Below are 26275 nucleotides of genomic sequence, written 5' to 3'. Positions count from 1 at the left end.
ACCATGGCAAACAAGAACGTCGGCACGATTACCCAGGTCCTGGGCGCCGTCGTGGACGTGCGCTTCGACGGCCAGCTGCCGGCCATCCTCAGCGCGCTTCACCTGGAACATCAGGGCAAGAAGCTGGTTCTCGAAGTCGCTCAGCATCTGGGCGAGTCCACCGTGCGTACCATCGCCATGGACTCCACGGACGGTCTGACCCGTGGCACCGAAGTGGTGGACACCGGCGCCGCCATCCAGATGCCCGTCGGCCCCGAGACCCTGGGCCGCATCATCAACGTGATCGGCGAGCCCATCGACGAGCGCGGCCCCATCGGCAACAAGACCACCCTGCCGATCCATGCCGACGCCCCGGAATTCGTCGACCAGTCCACCGAGACCGAGATCCTGGTCACCGGCATCAAGGTCATCGACCTGCTGGCCCCGTACTGCAAGGGCGGCAAGATCGGCCTGTGCGGCGGCGCCGGCGTGGGCAAGACCGTGCTGATCATGGAGCTGATCAACAACATCGCCAAGGCGCACGGCGGTTACTCGGTGTTCGCCGGCGTGGGCGAGCGTACCCGTGAAGGCAACGACCTCTATCACGAGATGATCGAGTCGGGCGTCATCAAGCTGGACGGCCCGGGCTCCAAGGTGGCCCTGGTGTACGGCCAGATGAACGAGCCCCCGGGCGCCCGTGCCCGCGTCGCCCTGTCGGGCCTGACCGTCGCCGAGTACTTCCGCGACGTGGAAGGTCAGGACGTGCTGTTCTTCGTGGACAACATCTTCCGCTTCACTCAGGCCGGTTCGGAAGTGTCCGCGCTGCTGGGCCGCATCCCGTCGGCGGTGGGCTATCAGCCCACTCTCGCCACCGACATGGGCGCCCTGCAGGAGCGCATCACCTCCACCAAGAAGGGCTCGATCACCTCGGTGCAGGCCATTTACGTGCCGGCCGACGATCTCACCGACCCGGCTCCGGCCACGTCGTTCGCCCACTTGGACGCCACCACCGTGCTGAATCGTCAGATCGCCGAGCTGGGCATCTACCCGGCCGTGGATCCGCTCGACTCCACCTCTCGCGTTCTGGATCCCCGCGTGGTCGGCAACGATCACTACCAGACCGCCCGCGACGTGCAGCGCATCCTGCAGACCTACAAGTCGCTGCAGGACATCATCGCCATCCTGGGCATGGACGAGCTGTCGGAAGAGGACAAGCTGGTCGTGTCGCGCGCTCGTAAGATCCAGCGCTTCCTGTCCCAGCCCTTCCACGTGGCCGAAATCTTCACCGGTTCGCCGGGCAAGCTGGTGGCCATCGACGACACCATCAAGGGCTTCAAGGCCATCGTCGCCGGCGAATACGACCACCTCCCCGAGGCTGCCTTCTACATGGTTGGCGGCATCGACGAGGTGATCGAGAAGGCCAAGAAGATGGCTGCCGAGGCGGCCTAAGGCTTTCGGGAATAATTAGGGGCGGGTTCCTTCGGGGACCCGCCGCTAAAAAAGTTGAAGGACTCGCGGCATGGCCGAGAAGATTCAGTTCGAATTGGTGTCCCCGGCGAAGCTGTTGGTTTCGTCCAAGGTGGACATGGTCGTGGTGCCCGGAGCCGAAGGCGATTTCGGTGCCCTGGCCCTGCACGCCCCGATGATCACCACCGTGCGTCCGGGTGTCATCGACATCCATGACGGCGGCAAGGTCTCGTCCTCGGTTTTCGTGGCCGGCGGTTTCGCTGAGGTCAACGAAGAGCGCATCACCGTCCTGGCCGAGGAAGCCATTCCGGTGGGCGAACTGACCGCTGAGATGGCCGAAGCCCGCAAGAAGGCCGCCAAGGAAGCCCTGGACGACGCCAAGTCGGATCGGGACAAGGCCCATGCCGGCCGCCTGATGCTGGTGGCCGAAGCCATGGCCGCCGCGGTCGCCTGATCGGCGCATCATCGTTTCGCGAAAGGGCCGCTCCCGCCGGGGGCGGCCCTTTTGTCTTGAAAATCCCCTTTCTTGCCACAGAATGGGGGCTTCACGCGGGAGCGGACATGCAAGGCAGGACGGGATGGAGCGCCGACGACATCGCCTGGGACCGGTTCGATCCCGGTCAGGTGAACGACGGTATCCTGAAGGTGATCAAGGCCGCCGCCATGGTCGAGCGCAATGCTGCCGACTACACCTTGTATCTTGCCCGGGTGTTCCGTGATGATCCCGCCTTCGTCGCCATCCTCGAACAGTGGCGGGCCGACGAGATCCGCCACGGCGAGGCCCTGGGCCGCTATGCCGAGATGGCCGATCCTTCCTTTGTCTTCGCCCGGCGGTTCCAGCGGTTCACCGACGGCTACCGCATCCCGGTGGATGCCGAAACCTCGGTGCGGGGATCGGTCACCGGCGAATTGCTGGCCCGCTGCATCGTCGAGACCGGAACCTCGTCCTTTTATTGCGCCGTTCGCGACGCTACCCGGGAGCCGGTGCTGCGCGAGCTGTGCCATCGCATTGCCGGCGACGAGTTCCGGCATTACAAGCTGTTCTACACCGCCATGCGCCATCGCCAGGGGCGGGATCGGCTGCCGGTCTGGCGCCGGGCCCTGGTGGCGGTGGGGCGTATCCGCGAAAGCGACGACGACGAGTTGGCCTATGCCTGGTTCGCGGCCAATGAGCCCGAGGAGGCGGTTTACGACCGGCGGCGCTGCAACGCCGCCTATGCCTCGCGTGCCTATGCACTTTATGGCAAGGTGCATGCCGAGCGGGCGGCCAGCATGGTGGTCAAGGCGGTGGGGCTTGATCCCCGGGGCTGGCTGGGACGACGGGCCCGGGATTTCGCCTGGGGCAAGATGCAGCAACGTTCGCGCCAGTCGGCCATGGGTTCGGGAGTGTAAGGGGTCATGAGCGGCAACGCATTATGGCAATACCGGTGGAGCGAGGAGTTCGCCCTGGGCGATCCCCTGGTGGATGCCCAGCATCGCGCCTTCTTCGAGGAGGCGGCCGCCCTGCGCGCCGCCCTGGCCTCGGAGGAGCCCAAGGATGAAATCGTCGCCTATTGCAGCGCGTTCATCACCAATCTGCGTACCCATTTCGCCGACGAGGAGCGATTGATGGCCCGCATCGGCTTTCCCGCCCTGCCCATCCACCAGCAGGAGCACGAGCGCCTGCTGGCCAGGACCGAGTCCGTGGTTGCGGAAATCCATGCCGCCGATTGCCTGCTCGATTGCCTGCTGGGCGCCCACGCCTTGATGGAGGCCCTGGTGGAGCATGTGACGCAGCAGGATATGCGGATCAAGACCTTCGTGCCCCGGCAATGCGCATGAGCCGGCTGTTCCTAGCCCTCGGCATGGCCGCCGCCGTGGCGGTCCAGCCCGTCTCGGCCGCCGAGCCGCCGCGCAACGTGGCCGAGATCGCTTCGGCCACCTTCGTGCTGGGCTGCGCCGCCCATGTGGGGGCGCTGGACAAGCTGAGGCAGCGGTTGCAGCCCGGCGGAGACCTCTACCTTCCCCGCCTGTCCGATCAGGCGGCCAAGCCGTTTCTCCAGGGCCGTCCGGGCGAGGCCTATCTGCGCGAGGATGCCGGCGTCACCCTGGCGCTGCTGACCAAGGACGATCAATGCGCGGTCTTTGTCCGTCGGGTCTCCACCTCCGCCATCAATGCCCAGGTGGAAAAAGACCTGAAGGCGGCGGTCGGGCGCTATTTCAATGTCCAGGCCGGCGGGCGCGAGAGCAACGGACCGCTGACCTCGCGCTTTCTCGACCTTACGCCCACCGCCACGTACCGCGATGAACTGGTCAAGACGCACGGGGCCGAGCCCACCGGGCTGCGGGTGATCGTCACCACCTCGGAAAGCGCCAATCCCGATCTTCAGGCCATCATCACCATCGGAGTGAGGCAGCCATGAGCCGGATACTCGCCACATTGCTGCTGGTTCTGCTGGCCCTGCCGGCCCAGGCCCAGACCATGGGCGGTCTGGCCACCCGCGACGAGACGTCGCGGCTGGCGGTGGCGGTGCTGGGACGCATCTGCGTGCTCAACGTGGGTGATTACAACGCCATCATCACCGCCGCCTCGCCTACCGGCGAGTTCGGCTTCACCGATGTGGCGCCCGAGGTGGCCGAGACCTTTCTGACGGGACGTCAGGGTTTGGTTCGCGTGCTGCGCCGCCCCGGCCTGGGGGCCGTTACCCTGGTGGCGGGCAAGGACGGCATCTGTACGGTCTGGTCCGAATACGGCGACGCCACCTCGCTGCAGCGACATCTTCTGGCCATGGTGGAAAAGGGGGGGCTGAAGGGCGGCGCGCAACTGCTGGCGCTCGAAGCCCGCGACGAGGCCGGTCAGCTGATCAGCGACTACTATCTGATGCCCGCCGACTGGTTCGCCCGCGATCTGGGCCGGCGCTTCGCCGAGGACGGCAGCCAGCCTCTGGCCCTGGTCACCTCGATCTCCGCCCCCGGCCGCCGACCCATGGAGGCCATGCTGTCGGTCAGCCGGATCATGAAGAAGTAGGATCCTGCAGGCAGGTTGCGGAGAGCTCTCCATCGGGGGCGTTTGCCCCCGATCCCCCAATCGGGAAGCACGGCTTCCAGAACCCTTCAGTTTTTATAAAGAATCTGGTGGTTCGGAGGCTGTGCCTTCGAACGGGCCAGGGCGGTAGCCCTGCCGCGCAAGCGGGGTAAGGGAAAGGACAGGATGCCCGCGCTCTGGTTTGGTCCAGGAGCGCGGCCCTCCCGGCCGCATTAGCGGCACTTGGAGAAATCGGGTGCCCGCTTCTCCTTGAAGGCGGAGACGGCCTCATTCAGGGCTTCGCCCTTCAGGCAGGTGTCGAACACCGCCGCCTCGCGGGTCAGGCGATCCATGATCGGCTCGGCCGGAGTCTTCATCAGCGCCTTGATCTGCACCAGGATGGAGCGCGGCTTGGCCGCCAGCTTGCGGGCCGCCGCCATGGCGGTTTCCTCCAGATCCTCGCCCGGCACCACGCCGTTGATCAGGCCGACGGCCTCGGCGGTGTCCACTCCGAAGGGCTCGCCCAGCATCAGCATCTCGGCGGCGCGGCGATGACCAGCGAGGGCGGGCATGGTCTGGCTGGAGCCGGCCTCGGGCACGATGCCCAGATTGATGAACGGCATGTGGAAACGGGTTCCCGGCGCGGCATAGACCAGATCGCAATGGGGCAGCAGGGTCGAGCCGATGCCGATGGCCGCGCCGCGCACGGCCGCCACCACCGGCTTCCTGGCTCCCGCCACGGCGCGGATGAAGCGGTCGGCCACCGAACCGCTCAGCGCCTCCCAGGTCAGGAAGTCAGGCAGGTCGTTGCCGGCGGAAAAGTCGGTCTGGCTGCCCAGGATCAGGAAGACGTTCACGTCGTCATCGGCCTCGCCCTTGGCGAAGGCCTCGGCCAGGGCGGCGTACATCTCGCCGATCAGGGCGTTCTTCTTGTCCGGGCGGTTCATGCGGACCACCTGAACGCCGCCTTCCACATGGGACAATACCAACTCGCTCATTTCAGCCTCTCCTTGCGTATTTATTTGCAGGAGAGGCTGGCATGAGCTGCCGGCGCGGGCAAGTCCCTACCGTGTCGTCCGGTCCAGCAGATAGACGATGGAGCGATACGGCACGTCGGCATGATCGGCCAGGCCGATCTCGCAGGTGCGGTTGGAGGAATAGCCCGCCTCGCAGCCCTGGGGCACCTGGGGGGCCAGATGCCGCAGCGCGTGGTCGTTGAGCTCGGGATTGGTGAAGCCCTTGTCGCCGGCGAAGCCGCAGCAGCCCACCGCCTCAGGGACGATGGCCGTCTTGGCGCAGGCCTTGGCCAGCCCGACCATCTTGTCGTCCAGACCCTGCTTGCGGGCGCCGCAATTGACATGGACCAGCACGGGGGCGTCCTGGGGCGTGGGGGACAGGCGGGGCAGCGCGGCATCATGCAGGAACTCCACCGAGTCCACCACCTTGAGCCGCTCGCCCAGATAGGTCTTCATGCGCCAGGCGCAGGCCGAGGCGTCCATGACGATGGGCAGCCGGCCGTGGTCGGAGGCCTTGAACAGGGCAGCTTCCAATTCGGCGGCCTTGGCGTCGGCGGTGGCCTGGAGGCCCTTGCTTTCGAAGGCCTGGCCACAGCACAGATTCTCGACGCCGTCGGGAATCACCACCCCGAAGCCAGCGCGGGCCAGCACCCGGGTCATGACCGTGGGCAGCGAGTCCTTTTCCGGGTCGCCCGAGGCGGGGCCCATGGTGCGGGCGGCGCAGGTGGGGAAGTACACCACCCGCTCGCCCGACGGGGCATTGGCCGGCGGCGCGAAATCGGCGGCGGTGGGCAGATGCTCGCCCAGCTTGGGAGTGCGGCCGCCCGACAGCGTGCGGAGCCCCGAGGCCATGGCGGCCATGGCGGAGGGACCGGCCAGCCTGGAGACCAGGGCGGCGGCCCCCAGCCCGAACCGGGTGGCGGCCATGGCGGCGCCGTAATGGCGCGAGGCCCATTGCCCCACGGCATGGGCGCCGCTGCCCAGGCGGCGGCCGCGCAGGGACTTGGTCAGCCGGCCGGTCTCGATGCCCACCGGGCAGGCGGTGGCGCACAGCCCGCAGGCGGCGCAGGTGTCGATGCCCTGGTAATCGTAGAGGCGGCGCAACTCGTCGGAATTCTCGTTGGCGGCGGTCCGGCGCGAGATTTCCCGCCACGAGGTGATGCGCTGGCGGGGCGACAGCGTCAGGCCGTGGCTGGGGCACATGCGCTCGCAGAAGCCGCACTCGATGCAGGTGTCCACCAGGGAATCGGCGGCGGGCAGCGGCTTCAGATTGTTCAGGTGGGCGCGGGGGTCCTTGTCCAGCAGCACGCCGGGATTGAGCAGGCCCAGCGGGTCGAGCAGGCCCTTGATGTCCCACATCAGGGCGGTGGCCTCGGTGCCCCATTCCATTTCGACGAAGGGGGCCATGTTGCGGCCGGTTCCGTGCTCGGCCTTCAGGGAACCGTCGTACTTGTTGACCACCAGTTCGGCGACCTCGTCCATGAAGCGGGCGTAGCGGTCCACCTCCTCCTTGATGCCGAAATCCTGGGTGAAGGTGAAGTGCAGGTTGCCGTCCAGGGCATGGCCGAAAATGATCGCCTCGTCATAGCCGTGCTTGCGGCACAGATGCTCCAGATCGGTGGTGGCGGCGGCCAGGGATTCGATGGGGAAGGCCACGTCCTCGATGATCACCGTGGTCCCCACCTTGCGCACGGCGCCCAGGGCCGGGAACAGGCCCTTGCGGATCTTCCACAGCGTGCCGTACTCATAGGGATCGTCGGTGAAGGCGGGCGGGAACAAGGTGGTGACGCCGGACAGCACCCGGCCGATCTCGGCCAGATTGGCGGCCAGGGCCTCGGCCGTCTCGCCGCGCGCTTCCACCAGCAGCGAGGTGACGCCGTCGGCCAGTCCCCGGATCTGGGCGGGCATGCCCGGCTTGTCCTCGACGCAGCGCAAGGAGGCGCGGTCCATCAGTTCCACGGCGGAGACCGGGGCTTGCTTCAACGCCACCACGGCGCGGCAGGCCTCGGCGATGTCGGGGAACAGCAGCAGGGCGCTGGCCTTGTGGGCATGCTCGGGGACGGTGCGGTAGGTGATCTCGGCGATGAAGCCCAGGGTGCCCTCGGACCCGATCATCAGATGGGTGAGGATGTCCAGCGGATCAGTGAAGTCCACCAGGGCGTTGAGGGAATAGCCGGTGGTGTTCTTGATGGCGAATTTGTGCCGGATGCGGCCGGCCAGGGTCTCGTCATCCCGCACCCGCCGGCCCATGTCGTCCAGCCGGGACAGCAACTCGGCATGGGAGGCGCGGAAGGCGGCGACGCTTTCCGGGTTGCCGGTATCCACCAGGGTGCCGTCGGCCAGGACCAGGCGCATGGACATCACGGTCTGGTAGGAATTATCCGAGGTGCCGCAGCACATGCCGCTGGCGTTGTTGGCGGCGATGCCGCCGATCTTGCAGGAATCGATGCTGGCCGGATCGGGGCCGATCTTGCGGGCGAAGGCGGCCAGGCGGCGGTTGGCCTCGGCGCCGATCACCCCGGGCTGCAGGCGGATGCGCTTGCCCTCGTCCTCGACCACCGCCTGGGTCCAGCCGGTCCCTAAGATCATCAGCACGGAATCGCTGACCGCCTGGCCCGACAGGGAGGTGCCGGCGGCGCGGAAGGTGACCGGGGCGCCATGGCGGCGGCAGGCGGCCAGGACGCCCTTGACCTCGGCCTCGTCACGCACTTCGGCTACCACCTGGGGCACCAGCCGGTAGAAGCTGGCATCGGTGCCATAGGCCAGACGGCGCAGCGGATCGGTGATCAGCCGGCTGACCGGCATCACGCCGGTCAGGTCCTGGAGCAGGGCGGAATAGTCGGGGGCGGTGCGGGTCATGTTTCAGTCTTTCCCGATCAGCAGGACGATCAGTTCCTTGGGGCCATGGACGCCATAGGCCAGGGTCTGCTCGATGTCGGCGGTCTTGGACGGCCCCGACACCAGCACGGCATTGGTGGGCATGCCCGATGCCCAGCCCTGGACGCGGATGGTCTCGGCCAGGGAATCGGTCAGGCTGGACTCCTCCACCAGGGCCACGTGGATGGGGGGCAGCAGGCTCATCAGCCGGGGCTCGTCCGAGGTGGGCCACAGGACCAGCGAGCCGGTCTGGGCAATTCCGCCCCGGGCGGTGGTCAGGGCGGCATCGGCCTTGGCGACCAGCACTTCCTTGAAGTCCTCCACCGGGCGATCATAGGCCAGCAGCTCGGGGCCGCTGCCCGCCCAGGAGTCGGCCAGTTGCCGTCCCGCCGGGGTGGCCGGGGCATAGACCATATTGCCCACGCCCTTGTTGGCCAGGATGGTCTTCAGGCGCTGCGGCCAGTCGGCGGCGGTGACCTCGTGCACGTCTGCGTGGGAGGCCTCCAGCATGGCCTTGAACTTGGCCTTGCGCGCCGAGGCGTCATAGGCGGGCGGCGCCCAGTCGGGACGCAGTGGCGCGGCCGTCTGAGGGGCGGCCTTCAGGCGGGCCAGAATACGCTCACGCGGGCTATTCATCGCAGTATCCCTTCTCGCGGGCCAGTTCGTGCAGGCTCTTGGGGGCGAATTTCGGCTTGGTGCGCACGCTCGTCCATTGCTTCAGCATGGGGGCCGAGGACGGCATCAGATTTCCGAACCAGCCAAGCATCTTTGTTCCGATGCGGTAGACCAGGGGCGAGGCGTAGAGCAGCGTCCAGCCCTTCCATCCCAGGGTCTCGGAGGTGGTGGCCGACGAGCCCGCTCCCTTGACCGCCTGTCCCTGGGTGGGCCGCACCGATTCGGTCCGCAGGCGGACCAGCAGGTCGGGAATGGGAATCTGCACCGGGCAGACATCGGCGCAGGCCCGGCACAGGGTCGAGGCGTGGGGCTGGTCGCCGGCGCAGTCCAGTCCCTCGATCTGCGGGGTCAGCAATTTGCCGATGGGGCCGGGATAGGTGAAGGTGTAGGTGTGGCCGCCCACCCTGGTATAGACCGGGCAATGGTTCATGCAGGCGGCGCAGCGGATGCAGCGCAGGGTGTCGCGCAGCTCGGTGTCGCCGTGGACGCGGGACCGCCCGTTGTCCAGCAGCACCAGATGCACCGCCTTGGGGCCGTCCTTCTCGCCCTCCTTGCGGGGCGAGGAGATCATGTTGACATAGGTGGTGATGGGCTGGCCGGTGGCCGAGCGGGGCAGCAGCGACAGCAGCGGCGGCACGTCGTCGAGCTTTTCCAGCACCTTCTCGATGCCGGTCACCGCGATGTGCAGCGGCGGCAGGGTGGTGGAGAGGCGCCCGTTGCCCTCGTTCTCGATCAGCACCAGGGTGCCGGTCTCGGCCACGGCGAAATTGACGCCCGAGATGCCGGCATCGGCCCCGGCGAAGGCACCGCGCAGCGCAGCCCGGGCGGCGGCGGTCAGCTCGTCCACGTTCTCGGTATAGGGCTGGCCCTCGATCTTGTCGTGAAACAGCTCGGCGATCTCGGTCTTGTTCTTGTGGATGCAGGGCATGACGATATGGCTGGGCGCCTCGCCCGCCAGTTGGATGATGTACTCGCCCAGGTCGGATTCCACCGGCGTGATGCCGTGCTTTTCCAGATGGGCGTTGAGGTGCATCTCCTCGGTGACCATGGACTTGCCCTTGATCACCGTCCTGGCGCCCGCCGCTTCCAGGATGCCCAGCACGATGGCGTTGGCTTCGGCGGTGGTCTCGGCCCAGTGGACGTGGATGCCGTTCCGCAGGCAATTGGCTTCGAGCTGTTCCAGCAACTCGGGCAGTTTGGCCAAGGCATTGGCGCGCGCCGCCGCGCCCCGGGCGCGCAGGGCATTCCACTCCGCCTCATCGGCGAACTGGGCCGCCCGCTTGGTCATCAGGCCGTCCATGGCGCGGCGGAAATTGGCGCGCAGCTTGGGGTCGTTCAGCGCCACATGGGCCTTGGCGCCGAATTCCATCTTGCTTGCTTCAGCGGCCATGGCAGCGCTCCAGGATGAATTCGGCGATGTGGCGGCCCTTGAAGCCCTTGGCGGCCTTCTCGGCGGCGCCGGTGATGTTCATCAGGCAGCCGCAATCGCCCGACACCACCTGGGTGGCGCCGGTTTCCTCGATGGAGGCCACCTTGTCGGTGACCATGGCCGCCGAGATCTCGGCCTGGCGCACGGCGAAGGCGCCGCCAAAGCCGCAGCATTCCTTCTCGCGCGGGTTCTCCACCAGGGTGACGTTGGTCAGTTGCCGCAGCAGGGCCTTGGGCTGCTCGACCACGCCCGCTTCGCGCTGGGAATGGCAGGACGGGTGCCAGGTGATGGTCACCTTCTGGCCCTTGTCCACCAGTTTGACGCCCAGGACGTCCACCAGGAACTCGGTCAGTTCGTACACCCGCGCCGAAAAAGCGACGGCGCGGTCATGGTCGGGGGTGCCCTCGAACATCTCGGGGTAATGGGTCTTCATCATCCCGGCGCACGAGCCCGACGGCACCACGATGGGCCAGTCGCCGGGGAAGGAATCCATCTGCAGCCGCGCCACCTTGCGCGCCTCGTCCTGGTAGCCGTTGTTGCGGGCGGGCTGGCCGCAGCAAGTCTGATTGGGCGGGAACACCACCTTGAGGCCTTCGCGCTGCAGCAGCTCCATCCCGGCCAGTCCGGCCTCGGGGTAGAACAGGTCGATCAGGCAGGTTCCGAAGAAGTAGACGCTTTCCGGGCGAGGCTGCTTGGGCATGGGCGTTCCACCGATGTTGTTTGGCCGAAGGTCGAGCCTCGGCACCACCATGGTTACAGCATTCTTACCAATAGCGTAAAGTGGTAAAATTATTTTGCCAAAATCAGCGGGGTCGGCCGGTCAGGTCCGAACCGGCCCGGCGGCGCAGGGCGACGTCGCGGCGGGAATTGGCGAATTGCGCCTCGCGCAGGGCTTCCTCGGTGGAGTTAATGTGGCTCTCGGCCATGGTTCGGGCCTGTTCGGGATTGCCGGCGGCGATGGCCTGCCAGACGGCCTGATGCTGGCGCAGGAAGGCGTCGCGCACGCCGCGGCGGCGGTAAAGGTCGATGCGGTCATAGAAGACGCCGATCTTCAGCATGTCGAAGACACGGTGCATCACCTGACTCATCACCAGATTGTGGGCGGCCTCGTAGATGGCCAGATGGAATTCGGCATCGGTGGCGGCCTCCTGGGCGGGGTCGTCCAGGGCGTGGGCCTTTTCCATGGCCTCCATGCAGGTGCGCAGCCGGGCCAGATCCTCGGGCGTGGCGCGCTCGGCGGCCAGGGCGGCGGCATTGCCGGCCATCACGCGGCGGAACTCGAAATAATCGAAGACCGTTTCCGGATGCGCCTGCAGCAGGCGGGCAAGCGGATCGGCCGCCGGTTCGGCGGCGGTCCCGGGGGGCGACGGGGGGGCGGCGTGCATCATGATATGAGGATAGGCCGGTGCTGGGTCATAGCCAATCATGGATTTTTGGCATGGCAACTTTTCCATTTACATCGGAAGACGAATCGAGTTATCCACGCTAATCGCTTGGTCAAATTATGTTACCACGTTCAAGAAACCTTCAACACCAACACCTCACCGGCATCTTCAGCGGATGCACGGTCGAACCTTCGGGGAGGCACCATGCAAGCTTGGATGCAAGTCTACGACCCGGCCGGGAATCTGTGGCTGTCGTCACTGATCGCCGCCATTCCGATCATTTTCTTCTTTGTCGCCCTGGCGATCCTGAAGCTGAAGGGCCATGTGGCCGGCACCATCACCGTGCTGCTGTCCATCGCCGTGGCCATCGTGTTCTACAAGATGCCGGTGGCCGCCGCCGTCATGGCGGGCGTCCAGGGCTTCCTGTTCGGCCTGTGGCCCATCGCCTGGATCATCATCGGCGCGGTGTTCCTGTATAAGGTCACGGTCAAGACCGGCCAGTTCGAGATCATCCGCTCCTCGGTGGTGTCCATCACCGCCGACCAGCGCCTGCAGATGCTGATGATCGGCTTCTCGTTCGGCGCCTTCCTGGAGGGTGCGGCGGGCTTCGGCGCGCCGGTGGCCATCACTGCCGCTCTGCTGGTGGGCCTGGGCTTCAACCCGCTTTACGCCGCCGGCCTGTGCCTGATCGCCAACACCGCCCCGGTGGCCTTTGGCGCCATGGGCATTCCGATCATCGTCGCCGGTCAGGTCTCGGGCCTGGACGCTTTCAAGATCGGCGCCATGGCCGGTCGCCAGTTGCCGCTGCTGGCGGTGTTCGTGCCGTTCTGGATCATCTTCATCATGGACGGCTTCAAGGGCGTCCGCGAGACCTGGCCCGCCATCCTGGTGGCCGGTGGCTCGTTCGCCTTCGGCGTGTGGTTCACCTCCAACTATATCGGGCCGGAGCTGCCCGACATCACCTCGGCGCTGATCAGCCTGGTGTGCATCACGGTGTTCCTCAAGTTCTGGCAGCCCAAGAACATCTTCCGCTTCAAGGAAGAGGGCGAGGACGAGAAGCACTCCCACGACTACACCACCGGTCAGGTGGCCCGCGCCTGGGCGCCGTTCCTGATCCTCACCGCCGTGGTGACGGTGTGGAGCCTGAAGCCCTTCAAGGCCATGTTCGCCAAGGGCGGCGAGCTGGTGTTCACCAACATCAACTGGGAAGTGCCCGCCCTGCACAACCTGGTCGCCAAGGTGCCGCCGATCGTCGCCGCCGCCAAGGCCGTGCCCGCCGTCTATACCCTGAACCTGGTCTCGGCCACCGGCACCGCCATCCTGATCTCGGCCATCATCACCATCATCATGCTGGGGATGAAGGGCTCGGAGGGGCTCAAGACCTTCGGCGAGACCCTGAACGAGCTGAAGCGCCCCATCTACACCATCGGCACGGTGCTGGCCTTCGCCTATGTGGCCAATGCCTCGGGCCTGTCCACCACCCTGGCCCTGCTGCTGACCGGCGCCGGCGATTTCTATCCCTTCTTCTCGCCGGTCCTGGGCTGGCTGGGCGTGTTCCTCACCGGCTCGGACACCTCGTCCAACGCCCTGTTCGGAGCGCTCCAGGCCACCACCGCCCATCAGCTGGGAATCAGCGACATCCTGATGGTTGCCGCCAACACCACCGGCGGCGTCACCGGCAAGATGATCTCGCCCCAGTCCATCGCGGTGGCCTGCGCCGCCGTGGGTCTGGTGGGCCACGAGGCCAACCTGTTCCGCTTCACCTTGAAGCACAGCGTCTTCTTCGTGTGCATCATCGGCGTGATCACCACGCTTCAGGCCTATGTCCTGACCTGGATGATTCCGTAACCCTCCCGCATCCCCCTGATGCCGGACAAACTGGCCCGGGCGGTTTCGCCCGGGCCTTTCTTCTTTGGCCCCGGGGGGGTATAGAAGGCCTCATGAGCTTTTCGCCCCCTCTGATCGGCATTACCCTCGACAGCGAGGAACCCGGCGGCTATTCCCGCATGCCGTGGTACGCGCTCCGCCGCAATTACGCCGAGACGGTGGCCCGCGCCGGCGGTCTGCCGGTGCTGCTGCCGCACGAGCCCCGGCTGGCCGCCTCGTTCCTCGACCGCATCGACGGATTGGTGGTCACCGGCGGGGCCTTCGACATCGACCCCGCCCTGTTCGGCGCCGAAGCCCGCGCCGGCCTGGTGCTGAAGCGGGGGCGGACCGAGTTCGAGTTGGCCATGGTGCGGGGCGCGCTGGAGCGCGACATGCCCATTCTTGGCATCTGCGGCGGGCAGCAATTGCTGAACGTCGCCCTGGGCGGAACCCTGATCCAGCACATTCCCGACGAGGTGAACGGCGCCCTGTCCCACGAGCAGCCCACTCCCCGTTCCGAGCCCGGACATTGGGTGGAGATCGCCTCGGGGACCCGGCTGGCCGAAATCGTGGGCGAGACCCGCATCCCGGTGAACTCGGCCCATCATCAGGCGGTGCGCATGGTGGCGCCCGGCTGTGTGGTCAACGCCATCGCCCCCGACGGGGTGATCGAGGGGATCGAGGCAGCGGGACGGACGTTCTGCATCGGGGTGCAATGGCACCCCGAATATGACATCAGCCCGGCGGATTCGGCCCTGCTGCGCGCCTTTGTAGGAGCATGCCGATGAGCAAGACCGACCGCCCGGCGTCCGAGGGACAAACTTCGAGCGAGGCGAAGCCGAAGCGCGGCGCCACTGAGGCGCCCGGAGCGCAGCGGAGGAGCCAAGGGAGCGAGGGCGACCGCCCGGTGTCTGAGGGGCAAACAAAAAGCGAAGGCGAGCGCATCGCCAAGCGGCTGGCCCGTGCGGGCTTGTGCTCGCGGCGCGAGGCCGAACGCTGGATCGAGGACGGCCGCGTCACCGTCAACGGCCATCGCCTGAGTTCTCCCGCCTGCGTGGTCGGGCCGGGCGACATCGTCATCGTCGACGGCATTCCCCTGTCCGAGCCGGAAAAGACCCGGCTGTGGCGTTACCACAAGCCGGCCGGTCTGGTCACCACCCACAAGGACCCCGAGGGGCGACCGACGGTGTTCGACCATCTGCCCGAGGGTATGCCCCGGGTGATCTCGGTGGGACGGCTCGACCTCAATTCCGAAGGCCTGCTGCTGCTGACCAATGACGGCGAGTTGGCCCGCAAGCTGGAGCTGCCTTCCAATGCCTGGCTGCGGCGCTATCGGGTGCGCGTCCACGGCGAGGTGTCGGAAGACGCCCTGGCCCGGCTGGAGAACGGCATCACCATCGACGGCATGGCCTATGGTCCCATCAGCGCCACCCTGGACCGCCGCCAGGGCGCCAATGCCTGGCTGAGCGTTTCCTTGCGCGAGGGCAAGAACCGCGAAATCCGCCGGGTGATGGAATATCTGGGCTGGCCGGTCTCGCGCCTGATCCGCGTCTCCTATGGCCCGTTCCAACTGGGCACCCTGGAAGAGGGCGCCGCCGACGAGGTGGCGGGCAAGGTGCTGCGCGAGCAGATGGGCGAGGGCAAGGCGGTCCTCAAGCCCAAGGCCGAGACCAAGTCGGCGGGCGAGCGCGAAAAGGAACAGCGCGTCGCCGCCAAGGCCCGCAAGCAGAAGCTGGCCGAGGACAAGCGCGCCGCGAGCGCCAAAAAAGACAAGCCCTACGAGGCCCGGCAAGCGGGCAAGCCCGATGCGCATCGTCGCCGGTCTTCATAAGGGCCGCCGCCTGGAGGCCCCTTCGGGCCGCGACACCCGCCCCACCGCCGATCGGGTGCGCCAGGCGCTGTTCGACATCCTGATGCATTCCGATCTGGTGGAGATGGAGGGCGCCCGCGTGGTGGACGCCTTCGCCGGATCGGGGGCGCTGGGCCTGGAGGCCCTGTCGCGCGGCGCGGCCCATGCCTGCTTCCTGGAACTGGCGGCGCAACCCCTGGCCGCCATCTACGCCAACGTCAAGGCTCTGAAGGTGGAGGGCGAGAGCAAGGTCCTGCGCGCCGACGCCGCCAAGCCGCCTGCCGCGCCCCACGCCTGCACCCTGGCTTTTCTCGACCCGCCCTATCATTCCGGCCTCGCCGGGCCGTGCCTCGAAGGTCTGGCCGCCAAGGGCTGGCTGGAAGGCGGCGCCCTGGCAGTGGTGGAAGTGGCCGCCGACGAGGCCTTTGCGCCTCCGCCCGGTTTCGATGCGGTGGACGAGCGCCCGCGTGGCGCGGCACGGCTGGTGTTCGTGGTTTACCGCCGCCCGTGATGCGTGCTACAAGGCGACTGTTCCCGTAATGTTCGGATTGCCGCCATGGATTTTGCCCTGATCTCCGCCGCTCTTTCCCTGCTTGCCCTGATCGGGGTGGCGGTCCTGCTGCTGCGCAAGAAGGACGATCTGTCCGAGCGCCTCGACCGGCTAGAGCGGGTGTTGCGTGACGAGGCCCGCCAGGACCGGCGCGAGACCGCCGAGATGATCCGCACCTTCCAGGGCGATTCCGCCGCTTCGGCTGACAAGAACCACACCGAACTGCGCATCCTGGTGGAGACCAAGCTGGCCGAGTTCCGCTCGGATCAGGCCACCCAGGCCCGCGCCCTGCGCGAAGAGGTGCTGGGCGGCATCAAGCAGTTGGGCGAAGGCATCGGCAAGACCGTGGCGGAACAGACCCGGGTGGTCTCCGAACATCTGGAAAAGCTGCGCGGCGAGAACACCCAGAAGCTGGAACAGATGCGCCAGACCGTGGACGAGAAGCTGCAGGGTACTTTGGAAAAGCGCCTGGGCGAGTCCTTCAAGCTGGTCAGCGATCGGCTGGAACAGGTGCACAAGGGCCTGGGCGAGATGCAAAGCCTGGCCAGCGGCGTCGGCGACCTGAAGCGGGTGCTGACCAACGTCAAGACCCGCGGAACCTGGGGCGAGGTGCAGTTGGGCGCCCTGCTGGAACAGATCTTCCGCGCCGACCAGTACATGCGCGAGGCCAATTGCAAGAAGGGCAGCCTGGAGCGCGTCGACTTCGCCATCCGCCTGCCGGGCAAGGGCGACGACGAGCCGGAAGTGCTGCTGCCTATCGATTCCAAATTCCCCAACGAGGATTACGAGCGGCTGCAACTGGCCGTGGAGCGCGCCGACCCCGATGCCGTCGAGGCCGCCGCCAAGGGGCTGGAGACCAGGGTCAAGAGCTTTGCCCGCGACATCCGCGACAAATACGTCAATCCGCCCACCACCACCGACTTCGCCATCCTGTTCCTGCCCACCGAAGGCCTGTATGCCGAAGTGCTGCGCCGCCCCGGTCTGGTGGACTTGATCCAGCGCGACTACAAGGTCATCGCCGCCGGGCCGACCACCCTGGGCGCCATCCTCAACGCCATCCAGATGGGCTTCAAGACCATGGCCATCGAGAAGCGGTCATCCGAGGTCTGGGAGATTCTGGGCGCGGTCAAGACCGAGTTCGGCAAGTACGGCGACGTGCTCGACAAGGTGCAGAAGAAGCTTCAGGAGGCCTCCAAGACCATCGACGACGTGGCGGTGCGCAAACGTGCCATCGACCGGCAATTGCGTAAGGTCGAGGCCATCCCCGATGCCGGGGTCGAGGCTCTGCTGGCCCTGGGCGCCACCACCATCGACGATACGGGCGAGGACGAGTGAGGCATTCGGGGCTCTCGCCCCGATCCCCAGTCGGGAGGCACAGCCTCCCGAGCCCTCCAGCTTATTGAAACAAAGGGTGGTCTGGAGGTTCGGCCTCCAGGCGGGTCTGGGCGGCAGCCCAGGTCTTTTATGCCCGCTCGGGGAACAGCCCCTTCAGTCCCTCCGGCGAGGCCTCGCACACGCCGCGCTCGGTGATCAGTCCGGTGACCAGACGGGCTGGCGTGACGTCAAAGCCGTAATTGACGGCGGGCGAGCCGTCGGGGGTGACCTGCACCTCGCGCACCACGCCGTCTTCGGTCTTGCCGAAGATGTGGGTCTGCTCGCGGTCGGACCGCTCCTCGATGGGGATCTCCTTGACCCCGTCGGCCACATTCCAGTCGATGGTCGGGCTGGGCAGGCCCACATAGAAGGGCACGTTGTTGTCCTTGGCGGCCAGGGCCTTCAGGTAGGTGCCGATCTTGTTGCAGACGTCGCCGTTGCGGGTGGTGCGGTCGGTGCCGACGATGCACAGATCGACCATGCCGTGCTGCATCAGGTGGCCGCCGGTGTTGTCGGCGATCACCGTATGGGGCACGCCGTGCCAGTTCAGCTCACGCGCCGTCAGGCTGGCGCCCTGGTTGCGCGGCCGGGTCTCGTCCACCCAGACATGCAGCGGAATGCCGGCGTCGAAGGCCTTGTAGATGGGGGCCAGCGCCGTGCCCCAATCCACCGTGGCCAGCCAGCCGGCATTGCAGTGGGTGAGGATGTTGATGGTGCGGTTCTTGGCCTTGTGATGGGCGGCGATGATGGCCGCGCCATGCTCGCCCAGCGCGGCGTTCTGGGCCGAATCCTCGTCGCAGATCTCGGCGGCGCGGGCATAGGCGGCGGCACTGCGCTCCGGCACGGGCAGCGGGGTCAAGGCCGCGATCATCTCGTCCAGGGCCCATTTCAGGTTGATGGCGGTGGGCCTGGTGGCGTGCAGCACCTGATAGGCCCGCTCCAGCCCGGCGTCGGAGGCATCGGCCAGGGTGGCCAGGGCCATGCCGTAGGCGGCGGTGGCGCCGATCAGCGGCGCGCCCCGTACCCACATGTCCTTGATGGATTTGGCGGCATCCTCCAGGCTGGCCAGTGGCACCACCACGAATTCGTGGGGCAGGCGGGTCTGGTCGATGATCTCGACCGTCCTGCCATCCTTGGCCAGCCAGATGGTGCGGTAGGGGGTGCCGTTGATCTTCATGGGGCGCTCTCCAGGGGAAACGGCGGCACTCTAAGGGATGCCGCCGAACGGAGCAATCGGATGCTCCGACCCAGAGAGGCAATTGCGATGGTCCTGCGGCAGGGCTCGCCGCAGGGCGGATGAGCGGCCTATCCGGGAGGCGCCGGCCGATGCGGCATTCGGCCGCGAGCCAAGCGGGGCTGGGTCAAAGTGGCCGCTGCACTCACGCTGATGCAATAATTCGGCTGATCTCCCGGACCCAGGGCTCCAGCCGATACTTATTCCTCACGTCCATCAGCGCCTGACGGCCCAAGCGGCGGCGCTCATCGGGGTTGTCCGCCAGACGGACCAGCACATTGGTCAGGTCTGCGATAATCTCCCGGTTAAGGGAAAAGGCCGACTGGTAATTGTCGCGCATCCAGCCCGTCGATGGATCGATTTGATAGATTTGGCTGCGTCGCCCACTGATGACCACGGCATTGACGTTATCGGTCACGTACTCCTCATATCCGGGAGCGTCAGAGCAAATGAGGACCGCGCCAAATCTCATCGCTCGCAGGACGGAGTAGCTGTGCAATCCCGCCGCCGGCAGCATGAAGATATCGGCATCCGCCAAAAGTTCGAATAGTTGCTGGTCCTCGATCCCCTGATCAAGCCAGGTGACGCCTTCGTGGTGGCGGCCTGTTTCCATGAAGTCCACATCCTGTGTGCGCGCCGACAGGATCGTCAGGGTGGCATGGGGGTGGGTCGCGCGAAGGGCCTGGAATGCTTTCAAGACCTCCCAGCCGCCGCGAACGAAGAAGCCGGCGGCGGAGTTTTGGAACGAGTTGGTGAAGACGATGTTTAGTCGGTCGCGGGACTGACTATCGATCTTATCTGAAATTCGCTTGTCGAACTGTTCCGGCGCGCTGACGCCCAATGTAATGTATCTGGTCTTGTCGGCAATGACACAGCTATCAAATAGCCTCAAGAATACATCATAGCTGCTCTTGACGTGCGTAAATATTCCCCGACACATGTCGCTTTCAAGGAGTTGCTTTATGTAGTGAAAAAATGGCAGCGACTTGATGTCAATGTCCCACGTCGACCCATGATAAATAAAAGGGATGAATAGTGGCGTAATGCTCTCAAAATGCAGAATGAATGGCTTTGTGCCAAGATGTAGCGGGGCGGTATGATGAAATATAATGTCCGCCGTCGTCGCCGCCGTCTCAATTCGAGCCTGCGACTCCAGGTCGCTGATCTTGCAAAACTCACTTACAGAGGTATCGTGTTTGCCGAGGTTGAAATTTGGTGTCTGTCCAAGCTTGCAACCGATTCTTATGAGGTTTGTGGCAACCTCCGCCAGAGAGGCCTGCGTTATTCCGGCGTCTTCAGCAAATGAGAAGACTACGTCCTCGGGCGCACTCTCAACGTAGCTGGAAATTAAGGGATGGTAGCCGTTAAGCCTCTTGTAAGATGGCAATCGCCACGGAATCACGACCTTTTTCACCAGGGAAACTCCAATTTCTCTGAAATTTTCCACGTGGCGCGGCTTGGCCGTCCACCCCCTATATTAAGGGGATACGCCAATTTGAAGCATGCGTAAACCAGCATTTCCAAGATGGATGGGCCATCCGTCTCGGATTGGCGGGACGTGATCGTCGGGGGGGTGGCGGCTGTTCTCGCCGGTCCTGAGGTCGACCGGCACCAGTCCGGCTGTGCCGGTTGGCCCGAGGATATCGCCACGGTCCGGAAGGGATCGGCGCCCCGGCATTGGAAGGTGCCCGGACTTTCAATGTCGGGCGCCGGGGTCGCCCGGACCCCTCAACCGGCAAAGAACGGCGTCGGGCGAAGGGCCTTGGCTCATGGGCTATTCGAAAACACTAGCCCTTCAGCACCCGTCCCGCCACGGCGTCGAGCTTGCCGACCACCGCCGGGTCGCGGACCTCGCCATGGGTGATGATGGCGTTGTCGAGCGCGGTGTGGCAGCCCTTGGCGCAGGGGCTGTTGCGGCCCGAGACCTTTGGGGTGACGGCTTTGACCAGCGACCGGGCGCGGTCGGCATTGGCCAGCAGCACCTTGACGATGGCATCCACGGTGACCGCGTCGTGGTCGGGATGCCAGCAATCGTAATCGGTGACCATGGCGACGCTGGCGTAGCACATCTCGGCCTCGCGGGCCAATTTGGCCTCGGGCATGTTGGTCATGCCGATGACGTCGCAGCCCCACTGGCGATAGAGGTTGCTCTCGGCCAGGGTGGAGAATTGCGGGCCTTCCATGACCAAATAGGTGCCGCCCCGCACCGCGATGATGCCGGCCTCCCTGGCGGCGGCTTCCACCAGATCGCCCAGGCGGCCGCAGACCGGATGCGCCATGGAGATATGGGCCACCAGGCCGCTTTCGAAGAAGCTCTTGGTCCGCGCGAAGGTGCGGTCGATGAACTGGTCGACGATGACGAAGGTGCCGGGCGGCAGCTCTTCCTTGAGCGAGCCCACCGCCGAGACCGACAGAATCTCGGTGACGCCGGCCCGCTTCATGGCGTCGATATTGGCGCGGAAGTTCAGTTCCGACGGAGGAATGCGGTGGCCGCGCCCGTGGCGGGGCAGGAAGACCAGCTTCTGGCCATTCAGCTCGCCGAACAGGAACTCGTCCGAGGTGGGGCCGAACGGGCTTTCCACCCGGCGCCATTCCTTGCTGGTCAGCCCGTCGATGTCATAGACGCCCGAACCGCCGATGATGCCGAGCACGGGAGTGGAATGTCCGTCCGCCATGGAAAGGGCCCTTTCGCCACGATGATCATGGGGTGGTGTTAGGACAAAATCGTCGCGGATGCAATTGGACGGATGTGCCTCGGCCGCATTATGCTGCGGCCATGACCGGACCGCAGCCCAAGAACCCCCTTCACGGCATCACGCTGGAAACCGTGCTGACCACCCTGGTCCGCCATTACGGCTGGGCCGGGCTGTGCCAGCAGATCAATCTGCAATGCTTCTTCAACAATCCCAGCATCAAGTCGAGCCTGAAATTCCTGCGCCAGACCCCCTGGGCGCGGCAGAAGGTGGAAGAGCTTTACCTGAAGCTTACGGCGCCTCGAACTTGAGCGACAGCGAGTTGATGCAGTAGCGCAGCCCCGTCGGTCCCGGCCCGTCGTCGAAGACGTGCCCGAGATGGGCGTCGCAGCGCGAGCACAGAACCTCGGTACGGATCATGCCATGGCTGCGGTCCCGCTCCTCGGTCACCGCTTGCGGAGCGGCGGGCATGGAGAAGGCGGGCCAGCCGCAGCCGGAATTGAACTTGGCCTCGGACAGGAACAGCTCCTGACCACAGCAGACGCAGGCGTACTTGCCCGGCTGGAAGTGGTGGTCGTATTGGCCGGAGAACGGCCGCTCGGTGGCTTTCTGCCGGGTCACGGCGTATTGGCCGGGACTCAGTTGCGCCTGCCACTCGGCTTCGGTCTTCACCACTTTGTCGGTCATGGTCACCATCCCTGTCATTCCGAGGCGGAGCCGAGGAATCTCTTTCTGCTCCGATGGTACCGGCTCGGCGCCGCCGTGCCAAACGGGGATCCCTCGCATCCGCTCGGGATGAGAGTTTTCAGAAATCCTGAGCCAAATCCGCCCAGGCTGGATTCGTCTCGCGGATCAGGTGTTCTTTCTTGGAGCGCCTCCAGCCCTTGATCTGCTTTTCTCGGGCTATGGCGGCGTTCACATCGCCGGTCATCTCGAACCAGACCAGCCGATGGCAATGATAGCGCTTTGTGAATCCGTCCGCGATACCGCTCCGATGCTCCTGCAGTCTGCGAGCCAGGTCGTTGGTGACGCCGACATACAGCACGCCGGATACGCTCGACAGCATGTAGACGTAGAAGTGCCGCTGCAACGGTGTCATCCCGAGCGAGAGCGAGGGATCTCATTCTGGCATGCCCTGTCCGGTTTTGACACGCTCGCCCAGGCGGAGATCCCTCGCTTTCGCTCGGGATGACATTATGAGTAAAAAAGCGCGGCCCCTTTCGGAACCGCGCCTTTTCATTCAAAGCCTATCCGAGGATCAATCCTCGTGGTGACGCTCGCGCTTGGAGGCGGCGCGCTCGGCTTCCAGCTGGGCGGAGATGTCCTCGCCGGTGGTCTGATCCACCTGCTTCATGGACAGCTTCACCTTGCCGCGGTCGTCGAAGCCCAGGACCTTGACCTTGACCACGTCGCCCTGCTTGACCACGTCGGCGGTCTTGGCGACGCGCTCGCGGGCCAGCTCCGAGATGTGGACCAGGCCATCGCGCGAGCCCAGGAAGTTCACGAAGGCGCCGAAATCGACGACCTTCACGACCTTGCCGTTGTAGATCACACCCAGCTCGGGCTCGGCGACGATGCCGCGGATCCAGTCGATGGCGCGCTGGGCGGCATCGGCGTCCACCGAGGCGACCTTGATGGTGCCGTCGTCATCGATGTCGATCTTGGCGCCGGTCTGCTCGCAGATCTCGCGGATGACCTTGCCGCCGGTGCCGATGACTTCGCGGATCTTCTCCTTGGGGATGGAGATGGTGGTGATGCGCGGCGCATTGCCCGACACCGAATCACGGGCGTGATCCAGGCCCTTGTTCATCTCGCCCAGGATGTGGATACGGCCGTCCTTGGCCTGACCCAGGGCGATCTTCATGATCTCCTCGGTGATCGAGGTGATCTTGATGTCCATCTGCAGGGCGGTGACGCCGTCGACGGTGCCGGCCACCTTGAAGTCCATATCGCCCAGGTGATCCTCGTCACCCAGGATGTCGGACAGCACGGCGAAGTCGGTGCCTTCCTTGATCAGACCCATGGCGATACCCGCCACCGGCTTGGGCAGGGGCACGCCGGCATCCATCAGGGCCAGGGACGAACCGCAGACCGAGGCCATGGACGACGAGCCGTTGGACTCGGTGATCTCCGACACCACGCGCATGGTGTAGGGGAAGCTCTCCTTGGCCGGCAGGCAGGGACGCATGGCGCGCCAGGCCAGCTTGCCGTGGCCGATCTCGCGGCGGCCGGGCGAACCCATGCGGCCGGCTTCACCCACCGAGTAGGGAGGGAAGTTGTAGTGCAGCATGAAGTGCTCGCGGTACTCGCCCGCCAGCTGGTCGATGATCTGCTCGTCCTGGCCGGTGCCCAGAGTGGCGACCACCAGGGCCTGGGTCTCGCCGCGGGTGAACAGGGCGGAACCGTGGGCGCGGGGCAGAACGCCGACCTCGACCTCGATGGCGCGGACGGTCTTGGTGTCGCGGCCGTCGATGCGCACGCCGGTCTTCAGGATGTTGCCACGGACGACATCGGCTTCCAGGTGCTTCAGGATGCCGCCGGCCACGGCGATCTCGGCCGCCTCGGTCAACAGGGCCAGGGCCTTCTTCTTCACGGCGCCGACGGCGGCGTAACGGTCCTGCTTCTTGATGATCTTATAGGCTTCGGCCAGTTCGGCGGGGACGCCCGCGTCGTTGAACTTACCGGTGACCACCGCCACCTCGGCGGGGGGCTCGGGCAGGTCCCACGGGTCCTTGGCGCATTCCTCGGCCAGATCGATGATCGCCTGGATCACCGCCTGGAACTCGCGGTGGCCGAACATCACGGCGCCCAGCATGACGTCTTCCGACAACTGCTTGGCTTCGGATTCGACCATCAGCACGCCTTCGACGGTGCCGGCGACCACCAGGTCCAGCTCGCTCTTGGGCAGATCGCCGACCAGCGGGTTCAGCACATAGGCGCCGTCCACATAGCCGACGCGGGCCGCGCCCACCGGGCCCATGAAGGGCAGGCCGGAAATGGTCAGGGCGGCCGAGGTGCCGACCAGGGCGGCGATGTCGGGATCGTTCTCGAGGTCGTGGCTCAGCACGGTGCAGACCACCTGCACTTCATTGCGGAAGCCATCGGCGAACAGCGGGCGGATCGGGCGGTCGATCAGGCGGGAGACCAGGGTCTCCTTCTCGCTCGGACGGCCTTCGCGCTTGAAGAAGCCACCGGGGATCTTGCCCGCGGCAAAGGCCTTCTCCTGGTAGTTCACCGTCAGGGGGAAGAAGTCGATGCCGGGCTTCTGGCTCTTGGCGCCCACCACGGTGCACAGCACCGAGGTTTCGCCATAGGTGACCATCACGGCGCCGTCGGCCTGACGGGCGACCTTGCCGGTCTCCAGAACCAGCTTGCGGCCGCCCCAGGTGATTTCCTTGCGGTGGACATTGAACATGGACATGTAAGTCGCTTCCTTATGTTTAGGACCGCCGCCGGATTGCGGTCGGTCCCGGCGTCAATTTCTCGTATCGGCCACTTTCAAACGGCTCAAATACGGTCACCCGCGCGGAGCCATCCCCGCGCGGGTGCATTCCAGGCGACGCCCGGCCTTCGTATGTCTGTCGGTCAGGATTACTTGCGCAGACCGAGGCGGCCAATCAGGCCCTCGTAGCGCTTGTTGTCCTTGGCCTTCAGGTAGTCGAGCATGCGACGACGCTGGCCAACCATGATCAGCAGGCCGCGGCGCGAGTGGAAATCCTTCTTGTGAGACTTCAGGTGCTCGGTCAGGTTGCGGATGCGCTCCGACAGAATGGCGACCTGGACCTCGGCGGAGCCGGTGTCACCTTCCTTGGTCGCGTATTCCTTGACGAGTTCCTGGGTACGCTCAGCAGTGATCGACATCGTCTACTCCTATTCTTCGGTGAGATTCATGACCCGCACCGGACGGATTTCGCCGCTTTCGATGCGAACCAACGCCACCAACCGCTCTGCCTGCATCGCCCGGCACACTGTGCCTTCGGCGAGTTCAGCCTGCGGATGTCGGGAAACCACGTGCGAGATTGACACGGGATTACCGCTCTGGAGGCGGCGGGCCTCGCTTTCCGTCAGGGCCAGTGCCGGGATGTCGTCCAGCGCGGTCTCGATGGGAAGCAGAAAGGTCCAAGGGGCGGGAACTTGACTCAAGTCCTCCAGGGATTCAAGGGAAATCGCGTTTTGCTCGTTGAATGGGCCGCAGGCGATGCGGCGCAGCACCGAGACATGGCCCACGGTGCCCAGCGCCAGGGACAGGTCCCGGGCCAGGGAGCGCACATAGGTGCCCTTGCCGCAATGGACCTCGAAATCGGCGTGGTCGGCGTCGGGCTGGCCCAGCAGGGTGAAGCTTTTGATGGCGACACGGCGGGGCTTGATCTCCACCTCTTCCCCGGCGCGGGCCAGGTCGTAGGCGCGCTGGCCGTCGATCTTGATGGCGGAATAGGCTGGCGGGATCTGGTCGATCTCGCCCAGGAAGGCGGGCAGGGCGGCGGCGATGGCCTCGGCCGTGGGGCGATGGGGCGAGGTCTCGATCACCTCGGATTCCCGGTCGCAACTGGCGGTGGCCTCGCCCCAGCGCACCTGGAAACGGTAAGTCTTGGACCCGTCCATGACGTATTGCACCGTCTTGGTGGCCTCGCCCAGGGCGATGGGCAGAATACCCGACGCCAGCGGGTCCAGCGTGCCGCCGTGGCCGACCTTGGCGGCGTTGAGCAGGCGCTTGACCTTGGCCACCACCTGGGTGGAGCCGATGCCCAGCGGCTTGTCGATGGCCAGCCAGCCGTTGACGGGATCGCCCTTGCGCTTGCGGGCCATGAGGCGGGGTGTCCTTCCTGCGTCGGGGGTGATCGGGCTGCCGCCCGGACCTGCTTGCTCACTTCGTTCGT

The 26275-nt window shown here is 65.8% G+C and carries 26 protein-coding genes; 12 read left to right on the top strand and 14 right to left on the bottom strand.

The window, feature by feature from the left end; genetic code table 11:
• The first annotated feature begins 3 nt into the window (after positions 1–3).
• From atpD to AMB_RS20910, 6 genes are all read left to right on the top strand, one after another.
• Positions 4–1428: a F0F1 ATP synthase subunit beta gene (gene atpD, locus AMB_RS20935; RefSeq protein WP_011386488.1), complete on the top strand. Its 1425-nt coding sequence runs from the start codon at positions 4–6 to the stop codon at positions 1426–1428.
• A 70-nt stretch (positions 1429–1498) separates the two neighbouring features.
• Positions 1499–1900: a F0F1 ATP synthase subunit epsilon gene (locus AMB_RS20930; protein ID WP_011386487.1), complete on the top strand. Its 402-nt coding sequence runs from the start codon at positions 1499–1501 to the stop codon at positions 1898–1900.
• 107 nt (positions 1901–2007) lie between these two features.
• On the top strand, positions 2008–2838 hold the full coding sequence (locus AMB_RS20925; protein ID WP_043745486.1) for an acyl-ACP desaturase: 831 nt from the start codon (positions 2008–2010) through the stop codon (positions 2836–2838).
• Positions 2839–2844: 6 nt separating this feature from the next.
• Positions 2845–3267 (top strand): bacteriohemerythrin, encoded by a 423-nt coding sequence (locus AMB_RS20920; protein ID WP_011386485.1) that lies wholly within the window; start codon positions 2845–2847, stop codon positions 3265–3267.
• Positions 3264–3848 carry an NMCC_0638 family (lipo)protein gene (locus AMB_RS20915; protein ID WP_011386484.1) on the top strand — a complete coding sequence of 195 codons (585 nt, stop codon included), beginning with the start codon at positions 3264–3266 and terminating at the stop codon, positions 3846–3848. The genes AMB_RS20920 and AMB_RS20915 overlap by 4 nt, the downstream gene beginning before the upstream one ends.
• The gene (locus AMB_RS20910) at positions 3845–4453 is read left to right on the top strand and encodes an NMCC_0638 family (lipo)protein (RefSeq protein ID WP_011386483.1); all 609 of its coding nucleotides are present in this window, start codon (positions 3845–3847) and stop codon (positions 4451–4453) included. The genes AMB_RS20915 and AMB_RS20910 overlap by 4 nt, the downstream gene beginning before the upstream one ends.
• A 230-nt stretch (positions 4454–4683) precedes the next feature.
• On the opposite strand, the gene AMB_RS20905 is transcribed toward AMB_RS20910, so the two are convergent.
• The 6 genes from AMB_RS20905 to AMB_RS20880 form a co-directional block, all read right to left on the bottom strand.
• Entirely contained in the window at positions 4684–5448 is a 765-nt protein-coding gene (locus AMB_RS20905) for an enoyl-CoA hydratase-related protein (RefSeq protein ID WP_011386482.1), read from the bottom strand.
• A 66-nt stretch (positions 5449–5514) separates the two neighbouring features.
• Positions 5515–8325, bottom strand: a complete 2811-nt coding sequence (locus tag AMB_RS20900; protein ID WP_011386481.1) for an FAD-binding and (Fe-S)-binding domain-containing protein — start codon at positions 8323–8325, stop codon at positions 5515–5517.
• A gap of 3 nt (positions 8326–8328) precedes the next feature.
• Positions 8329–8979 (bottom strand): LutC/YkgG family protein, encoded by a 651-nt coding sequence (locus AMB_RS20895; RefSeq protein WP_011386480.1) that lies wholly within the window; start codon positions 8977–8979, stop codon positions 8329–8331.
• Positions 8972–10408: a LutB/LldF family L-lactate oxidation iron-sulfur protein gene (locus AMB_RS20890; protein ID WP_011386479.1), complete on the bottom strand. Its 1437-nt coding sequence runs from the start codon at positions 10406–10408 to the stop codon at positions 8972–8974. Before AMB_RS20890 ends, AMB_RS20895 begins: the two co-directional genes overlap by 8 nt.
• Complete coding sequence (locus AMB_RS20885) at positions 10398–11147, bottom strand: (Fe-S)-binding protein (RefSeq protein WP_043745482.1); 750 nt, start codon at positions 11145–11147, stop codon at positions 10398–10400. The genes AMB_RS20890 and AMB_RS20885 overlap by 11 nt, the downstream gene beginning before the upstream one ends.
• Positions 11148–11250: 103 nt before the next feature.
• The gene (locus AMB_RS20880; RefSeq protein WP_231848913.1) at positions 11251–11835 is read right to left on the bottom strand and encodes an FCD domain-containing protein; all 585 of its coding nucleotides are present in this window, start codon (positions 11833–11835) and stop codon (positions 11251–11253) included.
• A 201-nt stretch (positions 11836–12036) separates the two neighbouring features.
• Here AMB_RS20880 and AMB_RS20875 point away from each other — a divergent pair, with 201 nt between their 5' ends.
• From AMB_RS20875 to AMB_RS20855, 5 genes are all read left to right on the top strand, one after another.
• On the top strand, positions 12037–13680 hold the full coding sequence (locus AMB_RS20875) for a lactate permease LctP family transporter (protein ID WP_043745478.1): 1644 nt from the start codon (positions 12037–12039) through the stop codon (positions 13678–13680).
• A 92-nt stretch (positions 13681–13772) separates the two neighbouring features.
• A complete protein-coding gene (locus AMB_RS20870; protein ID WP_011386476.1) occupies positions 13773–14486 on the top strand; it encodes a gamma-glutamyl-gamma-aminobutyrate hydrolase family protein in 714 nt (237 codons plus the stop codon).
• A complete protein-coding gene (locus AMB_RS20865) occupies positions 14483–15529 on the top strand; it encodes a pseudouridine synthase (RefSeq protein ID WP_011386475.1) in 1047 nt (348 codons plus the stop codon). Before AMB_RS20870 ends, AMB_RS20865 begins: the two co-directional genes overlap by 4 nt.
• Positions 15504–16058 (top strand): 16S rRNA (guanine(966)-N(2))-methyltransferase RsmD, encoded by a 555-nt coding sequence (rsmD, locus tag AMB_RS20860; protein WP_011386474.1) that lies wholly within the window; start codon positions 15504–15506, stop codon positions 16056–16058. The genes AMB_RS20865 and rsmD overlap by 26 nt, the downstream gene beginning before the upstream one ends.
• A 45-nt stretch (positions 16059–16103) precedes the next feature.
• Complete coding sequence (locus AMB_RS20855) at positions 16104–17432, top strand: DNA recombination protein RmuC (protein WP_043745470.1); 1329 nt, start codon at positions 16104–16106, stop codon at positions 17430–17432.
• 127 nt (positions 17433–17559) lie between these two features.
• On the opposite strand, the gene mtnA is transcribed toward AMB_RS20855, so the two are convergent.
• From mtnA to AMB_RS20840, 3 genes are all read right to left on the bottom strand, one after another.
• Positions 17560–18648 (bottom strand): S-methyl-5-thioribose-1-phosphate isomerase, encoded by a 1089-nt coding sequence (gene mtnA / locus AMB_RS20850; protein ID WP_011386472.1) that lies wholly within the window; start codon positions 18646–18648, stop codon positions 17560–17562.
• A gap of 202 nt (positions 18649–18850) precedes the next feature.
• Entirely contained in the window at positions 18851–20119 is a 1269-nt protein-coding gene (locus AMB_RS20845) for a glycosyltransferase family 4 protein (RefSeq protein ID WP_043745467.1), read from the bottom strand.
• 373 nt (positions 20120–20492) lie between these two features.
• A complete protein-coding gene (locus AMB_RS20840; protein ID WP_011386470.1) occupies positions 20493–21380 on the bottom strand; it encodes an S-methyl-5'-thioadenosine phosphorylase in 888 nt (295 codons plus the stop codon).
• A 101-nt stretch (positions 21381–21481) separates the two neighbouring features.
• On the opposite strand from AMB_RS20840, the gene AMB_RS20835 reads away from it, so the two are divergent.
• Positions 21482–21709: a VF530 family DNA-binding protein gene (locus tag AMB_RS20835; RefSeq protein WP_043745463.1), complete on the top strand. Its 228-nt coding sequence runs from the start codon at positions 21482–21484 to the stop codon at positions 21707–21709.
• Here the strand turns inward: AMB_RS20835 and msrB are convergent.
• From msrB to truB, 5 genes are all read right to left on the bottom strand, one after another.
• Complete coding sequence (msrB, locus tag AMB_RS20830) at positions 21690–22085, bottom strand: peptide-methionine (R)-S-oxide reductase MsrB (RefSeq protein WP_197531969.1); 396 nt, start codon at positions 22083–22085, stop codon at positions 21690–21692. The two genes, AMB_RS20835 and msrB, sit on opposite strands and share 20 nt — an antisense overlap.
• Before the next feature lie 118 nt (positions 22086–22203).
• Positions 22204–22497 carry a GIY-YIG nuclease family protein gene (locus AMB_RS20825; RefSeq protein ID WP_043745458.1) on the bottom strand — a complete coding sequence of 98 codons (294 nt, stop codon included), beginning with the start codon at positions 22495–22497 and terminating at the stop codon, positions 22204–22206.
• Positions 22498–22656: 159 nt separating this feature from the next.
• Entirely contained in the window at positions 22657–24819 is a 2163-nt protein-coding gene (pnp, locus tag AMB_RS20820; protein WP_011386466.1) for a polyribonucleotide nucleotidyltransferase, read from the bottom strand.
• A gap of 170 nt (positions 24820–24989) precedes the next feature.
• On the bottom strand, positions 24990–25259 hold the full coding sequence (gene rpsO / locus AMB_RS20815; RefSeq protein WP_008616454.1) for a 30S ribosomal protein S15: 270 nt from the start codon (positions 25257–25259) through the stop codon (positions 24990–24992).
• Between the two features lie 9 nt (positions 25260–25268).
• Positions 25269–26204, bottom strand: coding sequence for a tRNA pseudouridine(55) synthase TruB (gene truB / locus AMB_RS20810; protein WP_043745456.1), 936 nt, complete (start codon positions 26202–26204; stop codon positions 25269–25271).
• Positions 26205–26275: the final 71 nt, after the last annotated feature.

This window comes from Paramagnetospirillum magneticum AMB-1 (assembly GCF_000009985.1).
GTDB lineage: Bacteria > Pseudomonadota > Alphaproteobacteria > Rhodospirillales > Magnetospirillaceae > Phaeospirillum > Phaeospirillum magneticum.
Note: the sequence above shows the minus strand (reverse complement) of the source record. Positions and strands in the feature narration are given on the sequence as shown.